The organism is Micromonospora sp. NBC_01739, assembly GCF_035920385.1.
In the GTDB taxonomy this organism is placed as follows: domain Bacteria; phylum Actinomycetota; class Actinomycetes; order Mycobacteriales; family Micromonosporaceae; genus Micromonospora.
The window spans coordinates 287,621-304,887 of the sequence record NZ_CP109151.1 but is presented as its reverse complement, the minus strand read 5'-3'; the positions used below and the strand labels follow the sequence as shown (position 1 = coordinate 304,887).

Here is a 17,267-nt window from a genome sequence, read left to right as displayed (position 1 = left end):
CACAGGGGTTGGGGGGTGACGGGGGTCGCCCGCTGTTCATCGACGGCCGCCGTCCGACGTAGGCTCGTTTTCGTGACGATCGAGCACACCGCACCGACGACCGGCCAGGCCACGCGCAGCGCGACCCCCGCCCCAGAAGGGCGACGGCTGCTGCGCATCGAGGCTCGCAACGCCGAGACGCCGATCGAACGCAAACCCCCGTGGATCAAGGTCAAGGCCAAGATGGGCCCGGAGTACACCCAACTGCGCGGGCTGGTCTCGCGCGAAGGGCTGCACACGGTGTGCCAGGAGGCCGGCTGCCCCAACATCTACGAATGTTGGGAGGACCGGGAGGCCACCTTCCTCATCGGTGGTGACCAGTGCACCCGCCGCTGCGACTTCTGCCAGATCGACACCGGCAAGCCGGCCGAGTTCGACGCCGACGAGCCGCGCCGGGTGGCCGAGTCCGTGGTCTCGATGGGCCTGCGGTACGCCACCATCACCGGCGTCGCCCGTGACGACCTGCCCGACGGCGGTGCCTGGCTGTACGCCGAGACCGTCCGGCAGATCCACGCCCTGCAGCCCGGCTGCGGCGTGGAGCTGCTGATTCCCGACTTCAACGCCGTACCGGAGCAGCTCGCCGAGGTCTTCGGGGCGCGACCGGAAGTGCTCGCGCACAACGTCGAGACGGTGCCGCGGATCTTCAAGCGGATCCGGCCGGCGTTCCGCTACGAGCGGTCCCTGGACGTCATCCGGCAGGCCCGCGCCGCCGGTCTGGTGACGAAGAGCAACCTGATCCTGGGCATGGGCGAGGAGCGCGCCGAGATCTCCCAGGCGCTGCGCGACCTGCACGAGGCCGGCTGCGAGCTGATCACCATCACCCAGTACCTGCGCCCCTCCCCCCGGCACCACCCGGTGGAGCGCTGGGTCAAGCCGGAGGAGTTCGTCGAGCTGAGCACCGAGGCCGAGGAGATCGGCTTCGCCGGGGTGATGAGCGGGCCGCTGGTGCGCTCGTCGTACCGAGCTGGAAGGCTCTACCAGCAGGCCCTCTCCGCCCGCGAAGGTGCCGCCCAGACTGCCTGAGGTCCAGGCCGATCCGGCCGCCCGGGCACAGCACCCGGGCGCGGATCGGCCCTGGGTGGCCGACCACTAGACTTGGGGCCATGGCAAAGCCCCAGGAGAAGGTCTCGTTCGGTCAGCGGCTGAAGCAGATCGGGTTGGTGTTCCGCTTCACCGCCAAGCAGGACAAGTGGTTCGCGCCGCTGGCCGCCGGTGCGGTGCTGATCCCACTCGCGCTGACCGTCGTCGCGATCGTGCGCTGGGGCTGGCTGTGGCTGCCGCTGGGCATCCTGTTCGCCCTGCTCTTCCTGCTGATCGTGCTCAACCTGCGGTCCAACCGGGCGATGATGAACGCCGCCGAGGGGCAGCCGGGCGCCGCCGCGCAGATCATGGAGAGCATGCGCGGTGACTGGCGGGTCTCCCCCGCGGTCAGCTCGACCACCCAGATGGACATGGTCCACCTGGTCATCGGCCGACCGGGCGTGATCCTGCTGGCCGAAGGAAACCCGCAGCGGGTCCGCAGCCTGCTCGGCCAGGAGAAGCGTCGGCTAGCCAAGGTGATCGGCAACGCCCCGCTCTACGACTACGTGATCGGTCAGGAGGAGGGCGAACTGCCCATCCGCAAGCTGCGGATGACGCTGATGCGGCTGCCCCGCAACCTCAGCGGCAAGGACGTCAACTCCCTGGACAAGCGGCTCAAGGCCCTCACCGCCCGCCCGCAGATGCCCAAGGGCGCCATCCCCAAGAACCTCCGCCCGCCACGCGGCGCCCGCCAGATGCGCGGCCGCTGACCGCCCCGGCTCCGCATCGCCCCACCGCACCACCACCCGCCGCGTCCGCCGGCCCGCGCGTGCACAACCCCGCCCGCGCCCCGCGTCACGTCGGCGGGTGACCCCTGTGCGGCTACCCGCGTGCGCCGGTCACCCCCTCCGCGCCGAGGCCACTCCGCAGCACCCCGCAGCACCCCGCAGCACCCCGCAGCGGCGATCATGCACTTTCGGTCGCCGTTATGCCAGGTATGAGCGGTTTGCCGAGACCAAAAGTGCATGATCGCGGGGCAAGAGGGGGCGCGGGTGGGCGGCGAGAGGCGAGGGCGAGGGGGGTCAGCGGGGGGCGGGGATGGTTACTGAGCGGGTCAGGCGGTCGTGTAGGCCGCGGCGGTGCTGGTCCATGAGGAGGGCGGGCACCACCAGGGCCAGGAGTACGCCGCGCAGCAGGGCGCGCAGCAGGCCGATCCGGCCGCCGTCGGTCCAGTCCACGCAGCGGATCCGGGTCACGTACATGCCGGGGGTCTGGGCGAACAGGCCGAGGAAGACGGCGTACTCCACGATCAGCACGAGGACCGGCGCCCAGCCGTCGCGGGTCGGGCTGGCGAACAGGCCGGCCGCGAGCAGGCAGAGCACCCAGTCGATGATCAGCGCTCCGAATCGTCGCCCCAGGTCGGCCGGTACGAAGTCCGGGTCGACTGCGGGCGGTGTCGGAGGGTGCGGCGGGGTTGTCACAGCGGCCAAGGTTACTCAGCGCTGCCGTGGCAACCGGGCGCAGGTCCGGCACGAGGTCGCGAAATCGGACGACCTACCTGAAGCTTCACTAGACTGGCCCTGTCGGACCCGTCCCTCCGGTCCCAGCGGCCCCAACTGTTAGAGGTGACACACCGCGAGGGACGTAACACGGCAGAAACACTGGAGACATGGCTGGGCAACCCCACAGCCATAGCGTCGCCAGGAGCCTAGCTACCCGTGGACGTGCCAGGAGGACGAGTGTTCGCCAATCCCGAGGAACTCCTGCGTTACCTCAAGAACGAGGACGTAAAGTTCGTCGACGTTCGTTTCTGTGACCTACCCGGCGTCATGCAGCACTTCAACCTGCCGGTGGAGTCTGTCGACGACTCCTTCTTCAACGACGGTCTCGCCTTCGACGGATCGTCGATCCGTGGCTTCCAGGCGATCCACGAGTCGGACATGCTCCTGCTCCCGGACGTCGCGACCGCCTTCATCGACCCCTTCCGCACGCAGAAGACCCTCGCGCTGAACTTCTTCATCCACGACCCGTTCACCCGCGAGGCGTACTCCCGGGACCCCCGGAACGTGGCGAAGAAGGCCGAGGCGTACCTCGCCGCCAGCGGCATCGCGGACACCGCGTACTTCGGCGCCGAGGCCGAGTTCTACATCTTCGACTCGATCCGCCACGAGACCTCGGCGCACCAGTCGTTCTACTACATCGACTCGATCGAGGGCGCCTGGAACACCGGCCGCGAGGAGGCGGGCGGCAACCGGGGCTACAAGACCGCGTACAAGGGTGGCTACTTCCCGGTGCCGCCGGTGGACCACTACGCCGACCTGCGCGACTCGATCGTCCGCCGGCTGATCGACACCGGCTTCACCGTGGAGCGCTCGCACCACGAGGTCGGCACCGCCGGCCAGGCGGAGATCAACTACAAGTTCTCCACCCTGCTGCACGCCGGCGACCAGATGCAGCTGTTCAAGTACATCGTCAAGAACCAGGCCTGGGCCGCCGGCAAGACCGCGACCTTCATGCCGAAGCCGCTCTTCGGCGACAACGGCTCCGGCATGCACACCCACCAGAGCCTCTGGCTCAACGGTGAGCCGCTGTTCTACGACGAGACCGGCTACGCCGGCCTGTCCGAGACCGCCCGCTGGTACATCGGCGGTCTGCTGCACCACGCCCCGTCGCTGCTGGCCTTCACCAACCCGACGGTCAACTCGTACCGTCGTCTGGTGCCGGGCTTCGAGGCGCCGGTCAACCTGGTCTACTCGCAGCGCAACCGCTCCGCCTGCACCCGCATCCCGGTCACCGGCAGCAACCCGAAGGCCAAGCGCGTCGAGTTCCGGGTGCCGGACCCGTCGGCCAACGTCTACCTCGCCTTCTCGGCGATGCTGATGGCCGGCCTGGACGGCATCAAGAACAAGATGGAGCCGCCGGCGCCGATCGACAAGGACCTCTACGACCTCCCGCCGGAGGAGTGGGGCGACGTCAAGCAGGTGCCGGGCTCCCTGCCGGCCGTGCTGGACTCCCTGGAGGCCGACCACGACTACCTGCTCGACGGTGGGGTCTTCACCCCGGACCTGATCTCCACCTGGGTCGACTGGAAGCGGGCCAACGAGGTCGACCCGGTGCGTCTGCGCCCGACCCCGCACGAGTTCGCGATGTACTTCGACTGCTGAGGCAGATCAGCTCCGGTCGGGCCGGCTCCGCGTTCGCGGGGCCGGCCCGGCCGCGTCTGGGCCCCCTGCCTCGAACAATCCACCCCCTCCGGTCCGCCTGTCGAAGCTGCCGCACACTGTGCCGACAGGTGCCACAAGATCGGACAGGAGAACACACCATGACCCTCCGCGGGATGGAACGGCCGTCGACCCGGCTGGAGGCCGCCAAGGCGTACGCGGAGCACGCCTGGGGACCGGGGACCTCCAGACGGGTGGCCACCTTCACCGACGGCACCCCGTACCTGCGGGCGGGTCTGGTGGGCCAGGTCCTGGCCTGGCTGATCGACGCGGTGGTGTGCCTGTTCGGTGTCGGGGTCTGTGTCGTAGCCCTGGCCCTGCTGCACGACGGCGGGCAGGGCCTGTCCATCGATGCCGTCGCCGTGCTGGCGCTCGCCGCGTGCTTCGTGGTGCCGATGCTGTACGGGCTGTGCTACCGCAACGGGCGAGCCCTCGGCGGGGTCCTCACCGGCACCCGGCTGGTACGGGTCGCCGACGGCGGTCGACTGGGCCTGACCGGCTGCTGGGCCATGGTGGTCCGGACGGTGTTCCTGCCGATTCTGCTGGCCATCGTGGTGCTGAGTGCGGCCACCGGGTTGGGGATGGCCGGTTCGCGGACCAGCATCGACCGGGCCGCCACCCGACAGTTGCGGGATGCCGGCCTCCGGTGACCCCTCACCAGACTGGGCACTGACTCAGGTCGGCCCGCGCGTGTCAGGGACCCCCGGATACCTTCGCGTCCGATATATTGCGGGCATGGATACGCCGCTACGCGAACCCACCTTCCTCATCCTCACCGCCCTGGCGCGCGAACCGATGCACGGCTACGCGATCATCGGCGAGGTCGCCGCCCTCTCCGAGGGACGGCTCTCACTGCGCCCCGGCACCCTCTACGGTGCGCTGGACCGGCTCACCGACGCCGGGCTGGTAGAGGTCGACCGGGAGGAGACAGTGGACGGTCGGCTGCGCCGCTACTACCGCCTCTCCCCCAGCGGGGACGCCACCCTGGCCGCCGAGACCGAGCGGCTGCGGCGCAACGTCGAGGCGGCCACCGCCCGGCTGCGCACCCGCCGGGTCCAGGCGCTGACTCCGCGTACGGCCGGGGGGTTGGCATGAGCGAGTTGGCGCGACGCTACCGACGCCTGCTGCGGGCGTACCCGGCGGACTACCGACGCGAGCGCGGCGACGAGATCGTCGGGACGTACCTCGACCTGGCCGGCCCGGAGCGGCGCTGGCCCACCCTCGCGGAGGCCGCGGACCTCGGGCGCGGGGGTCTCCGTCAGCGGCTACGCGCTGCCGGCGCGACCCATCTGCTTCCCGGGGTACGCCTGGCCGGGCTGCTGGCCCTGGCCACCGCCGTCTTCCTGGCCGGCTTCTGGGCCACGGTCGAGCCGAACGCCCCCAGGCCCGAGTGGGGCATGCCGGGTTTCGGCCCCTTCGTCTCGGTCGGGGTGATCACCTGGTTCGCCTGGCTGCTCTGCGCGCCGCTGCTGTTCGTGGCGCCGGGCAGGATCACCCGGGTCGCCCTAGCCGTGGCGATCCTGGCCACCACTGTCGCTCCGGTGCTGGGTGGGCTGTTCGGGGCACCCCGCCCGCCGCTGTCCGTCCTGGCCCCACAGGTGGCCCTCGGAGTGCTGGCCCTGGCTGTGGGCGACCGGCTGCCGCGACCGGTGCGGGCCCTGCCGAGCATGGCGGCGCTCGCCGGGGTCGGTACCGGGCTGGCCCTGGTCGGGCAGGGTTACTGGGGTTGGTACGCCTGGACGGCCGAGCAACTGCTGCCGATCACCGGCACGGTCCTGCTGGTGATCGCCGTGCTGCTGGCGATCGGGCTGGGGATACGGCGCGACGAGCGCGGCGGTTGGGCCACGGTGGCCCTGCTGACCCCGGTCGGCCTGCTCAACGCGCACCTGCTGGCCGGGGCGGTCGACGGCCTGGCCAGCGGCGCCCCACGTCCCACCTACCCGACCATGGTCGCCACCGCGATCGCGGTCGCCCTGATCGGCCCGGCCCTGCTACCGGCAGCCGTGGCGCTGCGTCGCCGGGTGGGCCTGCGACCGGCCACCTCCTGCCCCACCTGCGGTAACCACCGCTGACCGGATACCGGAGGGTGTCAGTCGCAGCCCGGGCCGCGCTGGCGCCCTCCGGTGAGTCATCGACCCGGCGCCCGTCTCCTGCGCCGGGACGGGGCCCAGAGCAGGATTGCCAGTACCAGGAGGGTCATCGCCACCGCGCCGGGTGCCTTGACCAGTCGGGCCACATTGGTGCCGTCCGGCAGGGCCAGGAAGGACGCCGCCGCGCAGGGCAGCAGGAACCAGGTGGTCCGGCCGGCGGTCACCGCCAGCACCGCCAGGGGCCAGGTGGCGTACCAGGGGTGGAACACCGGTGCCAGGACCACGGTGGCTACCAGCGCCACCCCGGCACCACTGAGCGCCAGCCGCCACCGGGCCACCCGGGGGTCGGTTGCCGAAGCACCAGTGGGGATCACGGCCCGAGTGGACCCACGAAGCGCGGACCAGGTCCGCCACCACAGGAAGCCCAGGAACCCGGCCAGCAGGACCAGCCCGACCACCCGGGCCACCGACACCGCGCCCAGGTCCCGGCCGGCCAGCTCACCGGCGTAGTCGACGACCATGCCGACCGCGGTCGGGGGCGAGGTCCACTGCACGGTGTCGCCACTGCTGCTCAACCCGCCGATCCAGCCCAGCCCCAGACCGGGCAGCAGGGAGGTCACCGCCACGGCCCCGAGCACCCCGAGGGCCAGCAGACCGCCGTCACGCAGCAGCACCGGCAGGATGTACCGGCCGCGTACCGCAGCCAGCGCCGCGAAGGGCAACACCACCACGGCGGTGGCCTTCACCGACACCGCCAGCCCGAGCAGCACCCCGGCGACCAGCAACCATCCCGCAGCCGGCCACTGTTGCCACGCCGCCGTAGGCCGTCTCGACGCCGCCGAGGGAGCCGGACGGCGGGCCAGCAGCAGCAGGCCGGGCAGGAGCAGGCCGAGCATCACCGCGTCGTTGTGCGCGCCGGCCACCAGGTGTACGCCGACAAGTGGGCAGGCCAGCACCAGCCAGGTCGCCCGTCGGGCCGGTACCCCGGCCGCCCGCGCCAGGGCGGGCAGGCAGAAGGCGGCCACCAGCAGGCCCGCCACCGCCAGCACCCGCAACGCCACCACCGTGCCGACCAGGCCACCGCCGAGCATCACCGCCAGGGCCGCGAGCAGCACGAAAACGGGACCGTACGGGGCAGGGGTGTCCCGCCAGACCGGAGCGACCGTCTCCAGCCAGGGGCAGCCGGCCGCCGCCACCCCGGTGGCGTACGGGTCACCGCCGTCGGCGTACACCCAGCCCTGGCAGGCGTACGAGTACACGTCCCGGCTGCCCAGGGGGGCGCTGAACAGCAGCGGCAGGGCCCACAACCCGGCGGTGCGGTAGGCCCACCGAGCCGAGGGTGCGCCCGCACGCAACACCCACCAGGCCCCGACCATGGCGGCGGTACCGGCCAGCCACAGGGCCACCGTCAGCGGGCCGGTGTCGGAGTCCCAGACCCGGACAGTGGTGGCCCCCGGCAGGGCACCACCGAGATATCCGGCGACCACCAGCAGCAGGGCCCCGACCAGCCCCAGGTGACGGGCCCCCCGGTCGCGCGGGGAGACAGGTCGGGGAGCGCCGGGGTCGGTCACCGGCGTACCTCTCCTCAGTCGGCGGGAACGGGACGGCGGGCCGTCCTCGCCGACCGTATCAAGCGGACCGCCACCACGATCACGAACAGGGTCATCAGGGGCGCACCGATGGTCTTGGTGTGCCGGGGCAGCCCGGTGCCGTCGGCCAACACGTGGAAGGCGGAGTACACCGCCACCGCACTGAACCACCAGGTCCGGTGGGCGGTGGCGGCGAGCAGGACCAGCGGCCAGAACCAGTACCAGGGGTGGAACAGCGGGGCCAACGCCACCGCCGCGGTCAGGGCCAGGGCGGCGTGCCACAGGGGCTCCCGGTACCGGGCCCGGAACCACAGCCAGACCAGCAGCGCCGCCAGCACCACCATGGCGATGCCCCGGGTCACCGGCAGGGCGTCGATGTGCAGGCCGAACGGCAGCGCCAGGTAGCCGAGGGCCTGCCCGACCGCGGTCGGCGGCGAGGTCCAGGCGATCACCTCGTTGCCGTGCGAGAGCCCGGTGATCCAGCCCAGGTCCAGCCCGGCGGCCAGGGTCACCCCGAACAGGGTGCCCACCGCGCCACCCACCACCGGCGTACCGTGGCGCAGCAGCCCGCGCAGGGAGAAACCGTTGGGGATCGCGGCCAGCGCCGCGAACGGCACCACCACCAGTGCGGTGACCTTGACCCCGGCGGCCAGGCCGAGCACCACCCCCCCGGCCAGCAGGTGCCAGGTACGGCCCGGCCAGGTGACCACGATGGCCAGTCCGGCCACCATCAGCCCGACCATCATCGCGTCGTTGTGCACCCCGGAGATCAGGTGCACCCCCACCAGCGGGCTGGCCAGGGCCAACCAGAGCGCCCGGCCGACCGGTACGCCGCAGCGGCGGGCCAGCACCGGCAGGCAGGCCGCCGTCAGCACCACCCCGGCCACCGCGAGCACCCGGAACAGGGCGATGCTGCCGAGCAGCGAACCGGTAGCGGCGACCACCGCGCCGGAGATCACCACGAACAGCGGACCGTACGGCGCCGGGGTGTCCCGCCAGATGTACGACATGGTGTCCAGCCAGGGGCAGGGCAGGGTGGAGACACCGTACTCGTACGGGCTGATGCCGTTGGCGTAGCTGGCCCCCTGGCAGGCGTAGGCGTACGCGTCGCGGCTGCCCAGCGGCGGGGTGACCAGGAAGGGCAGGATCCACAGCGCGGCGGTGGTCAACGCCCAGCGGGCCGAGGGCACCCGGTCGCGCAACACCCACCAGGCCACCGACATGGCGATGGTGCCGAACAACCACAAACCGATGATCCACGGCCCGTTCGGGCCCAACCAGATCTTCACCGGGTCGGGTCGTAGGTCCCCGTCGGGCAGGGCACCGCCGAGGAAGGCAGCCACCGCCAACATGATCGATCCGGCCAGTCCAGTCCAGCGCACGAGGTGATGGGACACGCCCGCCATGCTGCCAGTACCGTGAGCGCGGTACGGAGGTGGGCTCTGCGCCTATCGGTCTCGGTTGTGCCCGGGACTACGAACTCCTGACGCTCTCCTCCCACAGCGTCATCAGGTCCTGAGTCTCCTCAGCACAGGCGGCAACCAGGTAGAGAACGGCATGCTTGGGAAGGGGCTCCTTCCCGTCCAACCATCGCCGCCACTTGTGCCGACTGAGGTCGGTGATCTCTTCCAGCCGCACCACGTCGAGTCCCGATCGGTCGACCAGATAACGGACGCGGGCCGTCAGCCGGCAGGTCTTTCTGAAGGAAACTCCGGACAGCTGGCGGGTCCCGCCGTCTAAGGGGAGAGCAGCGCTCCGAGTGCCTGTTCCGGATCGGGCCGCCTGAGCCTTGGCCGCCTCGTTCCACAGCGCGACCAGCCGGACACCGTCCCCACCGCAGACGACACTCATGCGTTCAACCGCCTGCCGTGGCGGGAACTGCTTACCGTTGAGCCAGCGCTGCCAAGATGACCTGCTGTAACTAGTCCGTTGACCTAGCCGGGTCAGGCTCAATGCCGATTTGTCCTTGAGGATACGCAGCTCTACCACCAGATACCCCGCCGCCTCCGAAAGATCTTCAGGCAAGCTGCTCCACACAATTTACCCCCGTCTTCATAATACACGCAGGAGCCTGCGACAGAACGGCGTCCCTCAATGTCTCTGAACGTTTCGAGAGTCTAGCGGAACGGACGTTGCCACGCCAGACTTGACCAGTCAGCGCACCCATCGAGACCATCCCCTGGATTTACACACGAAGGGCGTCAATAGTTTCCCGCTGACAGACCCAAAAGGCAGCCCCCGGAAGAAATGGGAAAAGAAATGCTGAGAAACTATCGGACCGTCTTGGCCGCCGCGGTGTTTGCAGTTCCATTCGCACTAGCGATACCAGGGACGGCGCAGGCACACGGCACGTGCGCGGAAGTCCCCGGCCGGGGCGCGGGTTGTGTCGCTGCCAGCCACACCAGCGTCTCCGTCTGTGACAGTGCAGCGGACGGCTGGGGCGTGCGGACGTGGTACACGACGAGCAACGGAATCACGGACCATGTCGGTGACGCGAATGGCGCCACTGCCGGATGCGGCTCCGAGAGCCCACTCGGCGGCGGAACCATCACCTCGTACCGGGTCTGCGCTGGCCCAGACGGCGCCAACCGCGAGTGCACGCCGTGGTACACCGCATAGGTAGCTGTCCGGCTGGCGACCTGCCGGCGAGCACCCGCCCGTCGACGATCGAAACCGTTCGTCGACGGGCGGAGGTTGCCCTCGCGCACCGTCCGGCGCGAAACTCCTCCCTTCAGCAGACCGGGCGGGTCAACAGTGATTCCTCGGTATCAGGTCGCTTGATATCGAGAAATCACCCGGGGTACCGACGCTGACCTCGGTCCATCCGTCACGCCCCGGCCGCAGGCAACCGTCTCCACCGGTCAGGGAAAGCCAGCGTGACCACCGGACCCGGACCAGCGCCTCCCCAGCCCGATCGCTGGTGAACCGCACCCGGGCCTGATCGGCGGCGACCAACCGGCCCGGCAAGCCGACCAACGGCGCGTGATCGACGACGGCATAGAGTCGCCAGTCCGGGCTGCGCCACACCTCGCGCAGGTAAGGCGCGCCAGCGAGGACGAGTTCGGCCTCGTCCCGCGCCCACCGGTCGGGTACAGCCTCGGGCGCGACAGCGACGTACTCGACCGCGTTGTCGCGCAACCAACGCGCGTACGCGTCGGCGGTCAGCCGATCTGCATAGTAGAGAGCGTTGCGGTCGGCATCGACCTGCCGTTCCCAACCCCGGGCCACCGGCACCGTCGGCGGGACGTACGCCGACTCCCAATGGTCCCTAAGCGGCACCACCTCGACCCGGCCCACCGGTTGCCGGCGGGCCAACTCATCGGTGAGCGGCCGGTAGAACGCCACGGAACTTTCCGCCGAGCCGGCGCGCAGCACATCGCCGACCATCACCGGGTTCTGCCACCAGACGGTGGCGGCGAGCAGACCGGCCAGCCATGGCCCGGGCACCGCGGCGTACCCGGCCAGCAGCGGCAGACCGAGAAGCATCGGCAGCCGCAAGCTGTTGGAACCGATCGGACTGGGCAGGTAGTAGGCAGTCACCAGCAACACCACAGTGAGCAGCGCGCCGATCCGCAACACCCGTCGCCGAGGCCCGACGAGGGCGTACACCAACACGACCAGCGCCACGTTGGTGCGCATCGACTCAGCTGAGTACGGCTGGATGCCGCCGTTGCCGAACAGCACCGTCATCGGCGTGATCGCGAGCGCCGGGGCGAGGCAGAGGACGAGGCCCTCGATCGGCGACCGGTCGACCCGCCAACCCCCGGGCAGCGGCCGTCCGGCACCGTCATCGCGGCGCAGAGCGGCCAGCAGCAGTGCGGCGCCGGCCAACCCGACGAAAAGCCCGGCGACCGGGCTGGCCCAGGTAGCGACCACAGCGAGCAAGGCGCCCATGGCGAGCCGCAGCGGTCGGGCCAGCCGCTGCGCGGTGATCGCGCAGAGTGCGAGCAACCCGAACGCGAGCCCTACGGCGAAGGTGATCCGGCCGCTGGCCAGGTTGCCGACCAGCACCACGGCGCCCAGGATGCTGGCGAGCAGCGGCCGCCGGGCGCCGGACCGCACGAACAGCCACGCCAGCGCCGCCGCCGACACGACCGCCGCCACAGCGCCCAGTAAGCGCACGCCGATCAGTGCACCGAGTAATTGAGTGAACAGGCTGTACCCGAACTGGTTGATCCCGCCGTACCAGGAGAGGTCGACCGGGGCCAGGCCGAAGCGGTCGGCGAAGGCGGCGCGGGCGACCTGCGCCGACAGGTCGGTACCCATGGGCGGGGCGAGCATGAATGCGGCGGCGAGGAGCACCGACACCACTAACGCCGCAAGGACGGGACGCACGGCTGGTTCACGGCTGGTCGTCGGCACCGAGCAGTCGTACCACGCCGGATACGGGCCCGTCCGGCCGGGCCGACGTCAGCTGTCCAGGACGCGTTGGGTGGCGGTGCGGGAGCGGCGGCCGGTGCGCAGGTACTCGTCGAGGAACTCACCGGGGTCGTCGGCGCCGAGCAGGCGGACCACCCCGGCCAGTTCCACTCCGTGCCGGGGCAGTTGGTCCCCGGCCCGACCCCGGACCAGCATCAGGGCGTTGCGGACCTGGGCCGCCAGGGTCCACCCGGCCGCCATCGCCTCGGCGTCCGCCGGGTCGATCAGGCCCAGGTCACGGGCGGCCGTGAGGGCGTCGAGGGTACGGGTGCCGCGCAGCGCCGGGTACGCCCCGGCGTGGCGCAGTTGGAGCAGTTGCACCGCCCACTCGACGTCGGCCAGCCCGCCCCGGCCCAGTTTGGTGTGGGTGGCCGGGTCGGCGCCCCGGGGCAGCCGTTCGGTCTCCACCCGCGCCTTGATCCGGCGGATCTCGATGATCTGTTCCCGGGTCAGCCCGTCGGCGGGGTAGCGCACCGGGTCGACCATCTGCTCGAACCGGGTGCCCAGGTCGGCGTCGCCGCAGACACAGCGGGCCCGCAGCAGGGCCTGGGCCTCCCACACCCTCGACCAGCGGGCGTAGTACTGCTGGTAGGCGGCGAGGCTGCGGACCAGCGGCCCCTGCCGGCCCTCCGGGCGCAGGTCGGCGTCGACCCCCAGCGGCGGGTCGGGGGCGGGCATACCGAGCAGTCGCCGCAGCTCCTCGGCGATGGCCTGGGCGGCGGCGCTGGCGGCGCTCTCGCTGACACCTTCGGGTGGCTCGTAGACGAACAGCACGTCGGCGTCGGACAGGTAGTTGGACTCGTACCCCCCGAGCCGACCCATCCCGATCACCGCGAACTTCAGGTCCGGCATCGACGGCTGGGTGGCTCGGGCGGTTCGCAGGGCGGCGGCGAGGGTGGCGTCGGTGACATCGGAGAGGGCGGTGCCGACCGCGGTGATGTCGGCCAGTCCGGGGGTGGCCCGCTCACCGTCCCCCCGGGAGGGGGCCAGTGAACCGGCCCGGCTGAGCACGTCGGCGCAGGCCAGGCGGAGCAGTTCCCGCCGACGCAGGGCCCGGACCGCCCGGATGGCCTCCACCGGGTCGGTGTGCCGGTCCGCCGCGGCGGCGAATCCGTCGAACAGCACCGCACGGGGGCGGGGGCGCAGTTCGGTCTCCTCGGCCAGCAGGCGCAGCGCCTCCGGTTCGCGGGCCAGCAGGTCCGCCGCGTACCGGGAGGAGGAGAGCACCCGGGCCAGTCGGCGGGCCACCGGCCCGGAGTCGCGCAGCAGCCGCAGGTACCAGGGGGTGCTGCCCAGGGAGTCGGAGACCTGGCGGTAGTTGAGCAGGCCCCGGTCCGGTTCCGGGGCGTCGGCGAATTCGCTGAGCAGCACCGGCAGCAGGGTGCGCTGGATCGCGGCCGTGCGGCTGACCCCGCCGGTGAGGGCCTGGAGGTGACGCAGGGCTCCGGCCGGGTCGGCGAAGCCGAGGATCTCCAGCCGGTTGCGGGCCGCCTGGGGGGTCAGCCGCAGACCGTCGGCCGGTACCCGGGCCACCGACTCCAGCAGGGGGCGGTAGAGCAGTTTGGCGTGCAGCCGGCGTACCTCGGTGGCGTGGGTGACCCACTCGGCGCGGAAGGCCTCGACGGCGCTGCGTCCCGGGCTGGCGGTGTAGCCGAGGGCGGCGGCCAGCCAGCGCAGGGCGCCCGGATCGGTGGGCACGGTGTGGGTTCGCCGCAGGCCCTGAAGTTGCAGGCGGTGCTCCACCCCGCGCAGGAAGCGGTACCCGCGCAGCAGCGCCTCCCCGTCGGCCCGGCCGACGTAGCCGCCGGTGACCAGGGCCCGCAGGGCGGGAATGGTGCCGGGGGTACGCAGTGACTCGTCGCCGCGCCCGTGCACCAGTTGGAGCAGTTGCACCGCGAACTCGATGTCCCGCAGTCCACCGGGACCGCGTTTGATCTCGCGTTCCTGCTCCTTCGGCGGAATGTGGTCGATGATCTTGCGACGCATGGCCCGGACGTCCTCGACCGCCTCCGGGCGCTCGGCCGCCTGCCACACCAGGGGGGCCAGCGCGTCGATCCACTCCTGGCCCAGGGCCAGGTCACCGGCGGCCGGGCGGGCCTTGAGCAGGGCCTGGAACTCCCAGGTGCGGGCCCAGCGGCGGTAGTACGCCAGGTGGCTGGCCAGGGTGCGGACCAGCGGGCCCCGGTTGCCCTCGGGACGCAGGGCGGCGTCTACCGGCCAGGCCACCAGCCCACAGATGTGGATCAGCCGGGTGGCCACCGTGGTGGCCGCGGCCAGGTCCTCGTCCTCGGCCGCCACGAAGATCACGTCCACGTCGGAGACGTAGTTGAGTTCGCCACCGCCGCACTTACCCATCGCCACCACGGCCAGCCGGGGCAGGGCGGCGCCCTCCGGCAGCTCGTCCACGGCGATCCGGTAGGCCGCCGACAGGGTGGCGTCGGCCAACCCGGAGAGGGCGGCCATGGTCTGCTCCAGGGCCCGCCCGCCGGTCAGGTCGGCCGCCGCGATCCGCAACAGGGCCAGCCGGTACGCCCGCCGCAGCACGGCCACCGGGTTACCGTCCCCGGTAACGTCCAGCCGCCCGTCGGCGCTCGGGGCCAGCCCGTCCGGCTCGGTACGCAGCACGGTCCACTGGTCGGGGTTGGCGACCAGATGGTCGCCCAGCGCCGAGGAGGCCCCCAGTACGGCGATCACCCGGCGGCGCAGTCCCGGGTCGTCGTGCAGGGCCGCCAGCACCGTCGACCCCGCACCGATGCCGCCCGGCGTGCCGGCGGCCGTGCCGTTGGGGCCGGTCCGGGTCCGGCGTTCCGACTCGACCAGGCGATGCAGTTGGCGCAGCGCCAGATCCGGGTCGGCGGCCCGGGACAGCGCGGTGAGCAGTTCCTGGGCCGCCTCATCGGTGGGTTCCTGGGTCTGCGGTCGCCACAGGTCCAGTCCGGTGGGGCCCAGCAGGTCGGCGGCGCGGGCACCGCCGTCGGAGTCGGCGACGTCGAAGCCGTACCGGGCCAGCCGGCCGGTGGCGCTGGTGGGCCTGCCCATCAGTGCCCGAGCAGCGGCAGGGTGCGGCGCGGCCCGTCGTCGTCCAGTTCCCCGAGGGCCAGGGCGGCGAACCGGGCGGCGAAGGGCTGCCAGACCTCCTCCACATCGACCATCACCGCGTCACAGGCGGCGACCACCAGCTCCGGGTCGTAGCCCAGCTCGGCCAGCAGGGCCGAGTCGGTGGCCCAGTCGGCGATCATCGCGGTGTCGCACTCGATGTGGAATTGCAGCCCCCAGGCCCGGTCGCCCAGCCGGAAGGCCTGATGCGGGTAGCGGGTGGAGGCGGCCAGCAGGGTGGCACCGACCGGCAGTTCGGTGATCTCGTCGGCGTGCCACTGCAACACGTCCGGTATCAGCGGCACGTACCGGAACAGGGGGTCCGTCTCGGCGGCGTCGCGTCGCCCGACCACGGCGGGGCCGACCTCCGGCCCGGCCGGGCTGCGCTCGACCGTGCCGGCATGGGCGGTGGCGAGCAGTTGCGCGCCCAGGCAGATGCCCAGGGTCGGCACCCGGTGCCGGACCGCCTTGCGCAGCAGCGCCTCGACCTGCGGAAACCAGGGGGCCCCGGGGGCCCCGTCCGGGCCGGGGTAGACCTGCTGGTCACCACCGAGCACCACCAGCGCGGCGTGTCCCGCCAGATCGGCCGGGAGTTCGTCGCCTGCGTGCGGGCGGACCACGGACAGGTCCAGACCCGCCTCCGTCAGCCATTCCCCCAACCGTCTCGCATCGTCGGTCGGGTCGTTCTCGATCACCAACGCAGTTCCCACGTCGTCGAGGCTATCCGGTCGGACCGATCCGGGCCGCGCGCGGGACTAGGCTCTCCGGCTGTGTCCGACCACACCGCCGCTGACCACGTCGTACGCCCGCCGGCCCTGCGTGAGGGGGACACCGTGATGCTGGTGTCGCCCTCCGGGCCGACCCGGGCGGAGCGGGTGGCCCGGGGGGTCGAGCTGCTCACCGGGTGGGGTCTGCGGCCGGTCCTGGCCCCGAACGTGTACGCCCGGCAGGGCTATCTGGCCGGGGCGGACGCGCTGCGGGCCGCCGACCTGAACACCGCCTTCGCCGACCCCCAGGTGCGCGGGATCATCTGCACCCGGGGCGGGTACGGGGCCCAGCGGGTGGTGGACGCGATCGACATGGCGGCGGTATGCCGGGACCCGAAGGTGGTGGCCGGTTTCTCCGACATCACCGCCCTGCAACTGGCCCTGTGGCGGGGGGCCCGGCTGGCCGGGGTGCACGGGCCGGGGGCGGCCTGGCGCGACGAGCGCACCCCCCTGGCCTCCGCGGAGTCCCTGCACGCCGCGCTGACCACCACCGAGCCGGTCACCGTGCCCGCCGTCGAGGGCGAGGAGACCTTCGGCGTACGGGTGCCGGGACGGACGGTGGGTCGGCTACTGGGCGGCAACCTGTGCCTGATCGTGGCCTCCCTGGGCACCGAGGACATGCCCGACCTGACCGGGGCGGTGCTGTTGCTGGAGGACGTGCAGGAGCCGCCGTACAAGGTCGACCGGATGCTGACCCAGTTGCGCCGGGCGGGTGCCCTGGACCGGCTCGCCGGGGTGGCGGTGGGCCAGTTCACCGACTGCGCGGACGGCTGGGAGGTGAGCGTGGCCGAGGTGCTCACCGAGCGCCTGGGTGACCTGGGGGTGCCGGTGCTGGGTGGGCTGCCGATCGGCCACGGCCCCGGTCAGCTCTCCGTCCCGGTGGGCACCCTGGCCACCCTCGACGCCGACACCGGCCTACTGACCGTGGCCCCGGCCGTCCGCTGAGATCTGCCCCCTACCGTCACCTCAGGTGCGGCATGTCCGATCATCTGCGCCGACTTGCCAGCTCGCTGACAGGTTCGACAT

14 protein-coding genes are annotated in these 17,267 nt (G+C 71.8%); 7 read left to right on the top strand and 7 right to left on the bottom strand.

What is annotated here, in order from left to right:
* The first annotated feature begins 15 nt into the window (after nt 1-15).
* Nucleotides 16-1,062, top strand: a complete 1,047-nt coding sequence (lipA, locus tag OIE53_RS01420; RefSeq protein WP_327024728.1) for a lipoyl synthase — start codon at nt 16-18, stop codon at nt 1,060-1,062.
* Nucleotides 1,063-1,142: 80 nt separating this feature from the next.
* Complete coding sequence (locus OIE53_RS01415; RefSeq protein ID WP_327024727.1) at nt 1,143-1,829, top strand: DUF4191 domain-containing protein; 687 nt, start codon at nt 1,143-1,145, stop codon at nt 1,827-1,829.
* A gap of 312 nt (nt 1,830-2,141) precedes the next feature.
* Here the strand turns inward: OIE53_RS01415 and OIE53_RS01410 are convergent, their stop codons facing one another.
* Complete coding sequence (locus OIE53_RS01410; protein ID WP_327027023.1) at nt 2,142-2,477, bottom strand: RDD family protein; 336 nt, start codon at nt 2,475-2,477, stop codon at nt 2,142-2,144.
* A 321-nt stretch (nt 2,478-2,798) separates the two neighbouring features.
* On the opposite strand from OIE53_RS01410, the gene glnA reads away from it, so the two are divergent.
* From glnA to OIE53_RS01390, 4 genes are all read left to right on the top strand, one after another.
* Complete coding sequence (gene glnA / locus OIE53_RS01405) at nt 2,799-4,223, top strand: type I glutamate--ammonia ligase (RefSeq protein WP_327024726.1); 1,425 nt, start codon at nt 2,799-2,801, stop codon at nt 4,221-4,223.
* Nucleotides 4,224-4,396: 173 nt separating this feature from the next.
* Entirely contained in the window at nt 4,397-4,930 is a 534-nt protein-coding gene (locus OIE53_RS01400) for an RDD family protein (protein ID WP_327024725.1), read from the top strand.
* 85 nt (nt 4,931-5,015) lie between these two features.
* Nucleotides 5,016-5,375, top strand: a complete 360-nt coding sequence (locus OIE53_RS01395) for a PadR family transcriptional regulator (RefSeq protein ID WP_327024724.1) — start codon at nt 5,016-5,018, stop codon at nt 5,373-5,375.
* On the top strand, nt 5,372-6,352 hold the full coding sequence (locus OIE53_RS01390) for a hypothetical protein (protein ID WP_327024723.1): 981 nt from the start codon (nt 5,372-5,374) through the stop codon (nt 6,350-6,352). The genes OIE53_RS01395 and OIE53_RS01390 overlap by 4 nt, the downstream gene beginning before the upstream one ends.
* A gap of 56 nt (nt 6,353-6,408) precedes the next feature.
* Here the strand turns inward: OIE53_RS01390 and mptB (OIE53_RS01385) are convergent, their stop codons facing one another.
* The 6 genes from mptB (OIE53_RS01385) to OIE53_RS01360 all read right to left on the bottom strand — a co-directional run bounded on the left by mptB (OIE53_RS01385) (nt 6,409) and on the right by OIE53_RS01360 (nt 16,184).
* Complete coding sequence (mptB, locus tag OIE53_RS01385; protein ID WP_327024722.1) at nt 6,409-7,941, bottom strand: polyprenol phosphomannose-dependent alpha 1,6 mannosyltransferase MptB; 1,533 nt, start codon at nt 7,939-7,941, stop codon at nt 6,409-6,411.
* Between the two features lie 14 nt (nt 7,942-7,955).
* Nucleotides 7,956-9,356, bottom strand: a complete 1,401-nt coding sequence (mptB, locus tag OIE53_RS01380) for a polyprenol phosphomannose-dependent alpha 1,6 mannosyltransferase MptB (protein WP_327024721.1) — start codon at nt 9,354-9,356, stop codon at nt 7,956-7,958.
* A 76-nt stretch (nt 9,357-9,432) separates the two neighbouring features.
* Nucleotides 9,433-9,984 carry a helix-turn-helix domain-containing protein gene (locus OIE53_RS01375; RefSeq protein WP_327024720.1) on the bottom strand — a complete coding sequence of 184 codons (552 nt, stop codon included), beginning with the start codon at nt 9,982-9,984 and terminating at the stop codon, nt 9,433-9,435.
* Between the two features lie 723 nt (nt 9,985-10,707).
* Nucleotides 10,708-12,267, bottom strand: coding sequence for a hypothetical protein (locus OIE53_RS01370; RefSeq protein WP_327024719.1), 1,560 nt, complete (start codon nt 12,265-12,267; stop codon nt 10,708-10,710).
* 102 nt (nt 12,268-12,369) lie between these two features.
* Complete coding sequence (locus OIE53_RS01365) at nt 12,370-15,417, bottom strand: bifunctional [glutamine synthetase] adenylyltransferase/[glutamine synthetase]-adenylyl-L-tyrosine phosphorylase (protein WP_327024718.1); 3,048 nt, start codon at nt 15,415-15,417, stop codon at nt 12,370-12,372.
* Nucleotides 15,417-16,184 (bottom strand): type 1 glutamine amidotransferase, encoded by a 768-nt coding sequence (locus tag OIE53_RS01360; protein WP_327024717.1) that lies wholly within the window; start codon nt 16,182-16,184, stop codon nt 15,417-15,419. Before OIE53_RS01360 ends, OIE53_RS01365 begins: the two co-directional genes overlap by 1 nt.
* A 126-nt stretch (nt 16,185-16,310) precedes the next feature.
* Here OIE53_RS01360 and OIE53_RS01355 point away from each other — a divergent pair, with 126 nt between their 5' ends.
* Nucleotides 16,311-17,186 (top strand): S66 peptidase family protein, encoded by an 876-nt coding sequence (locus tag OIE53_RS01355; protein WP_327027022.1) that lies wholly within the window; start codon nt 16,311-16,313, stop codon nt 17,184-17,186.
* Nucleotides 17,187-17,267 lie beyond the last annotated feature (81 nt).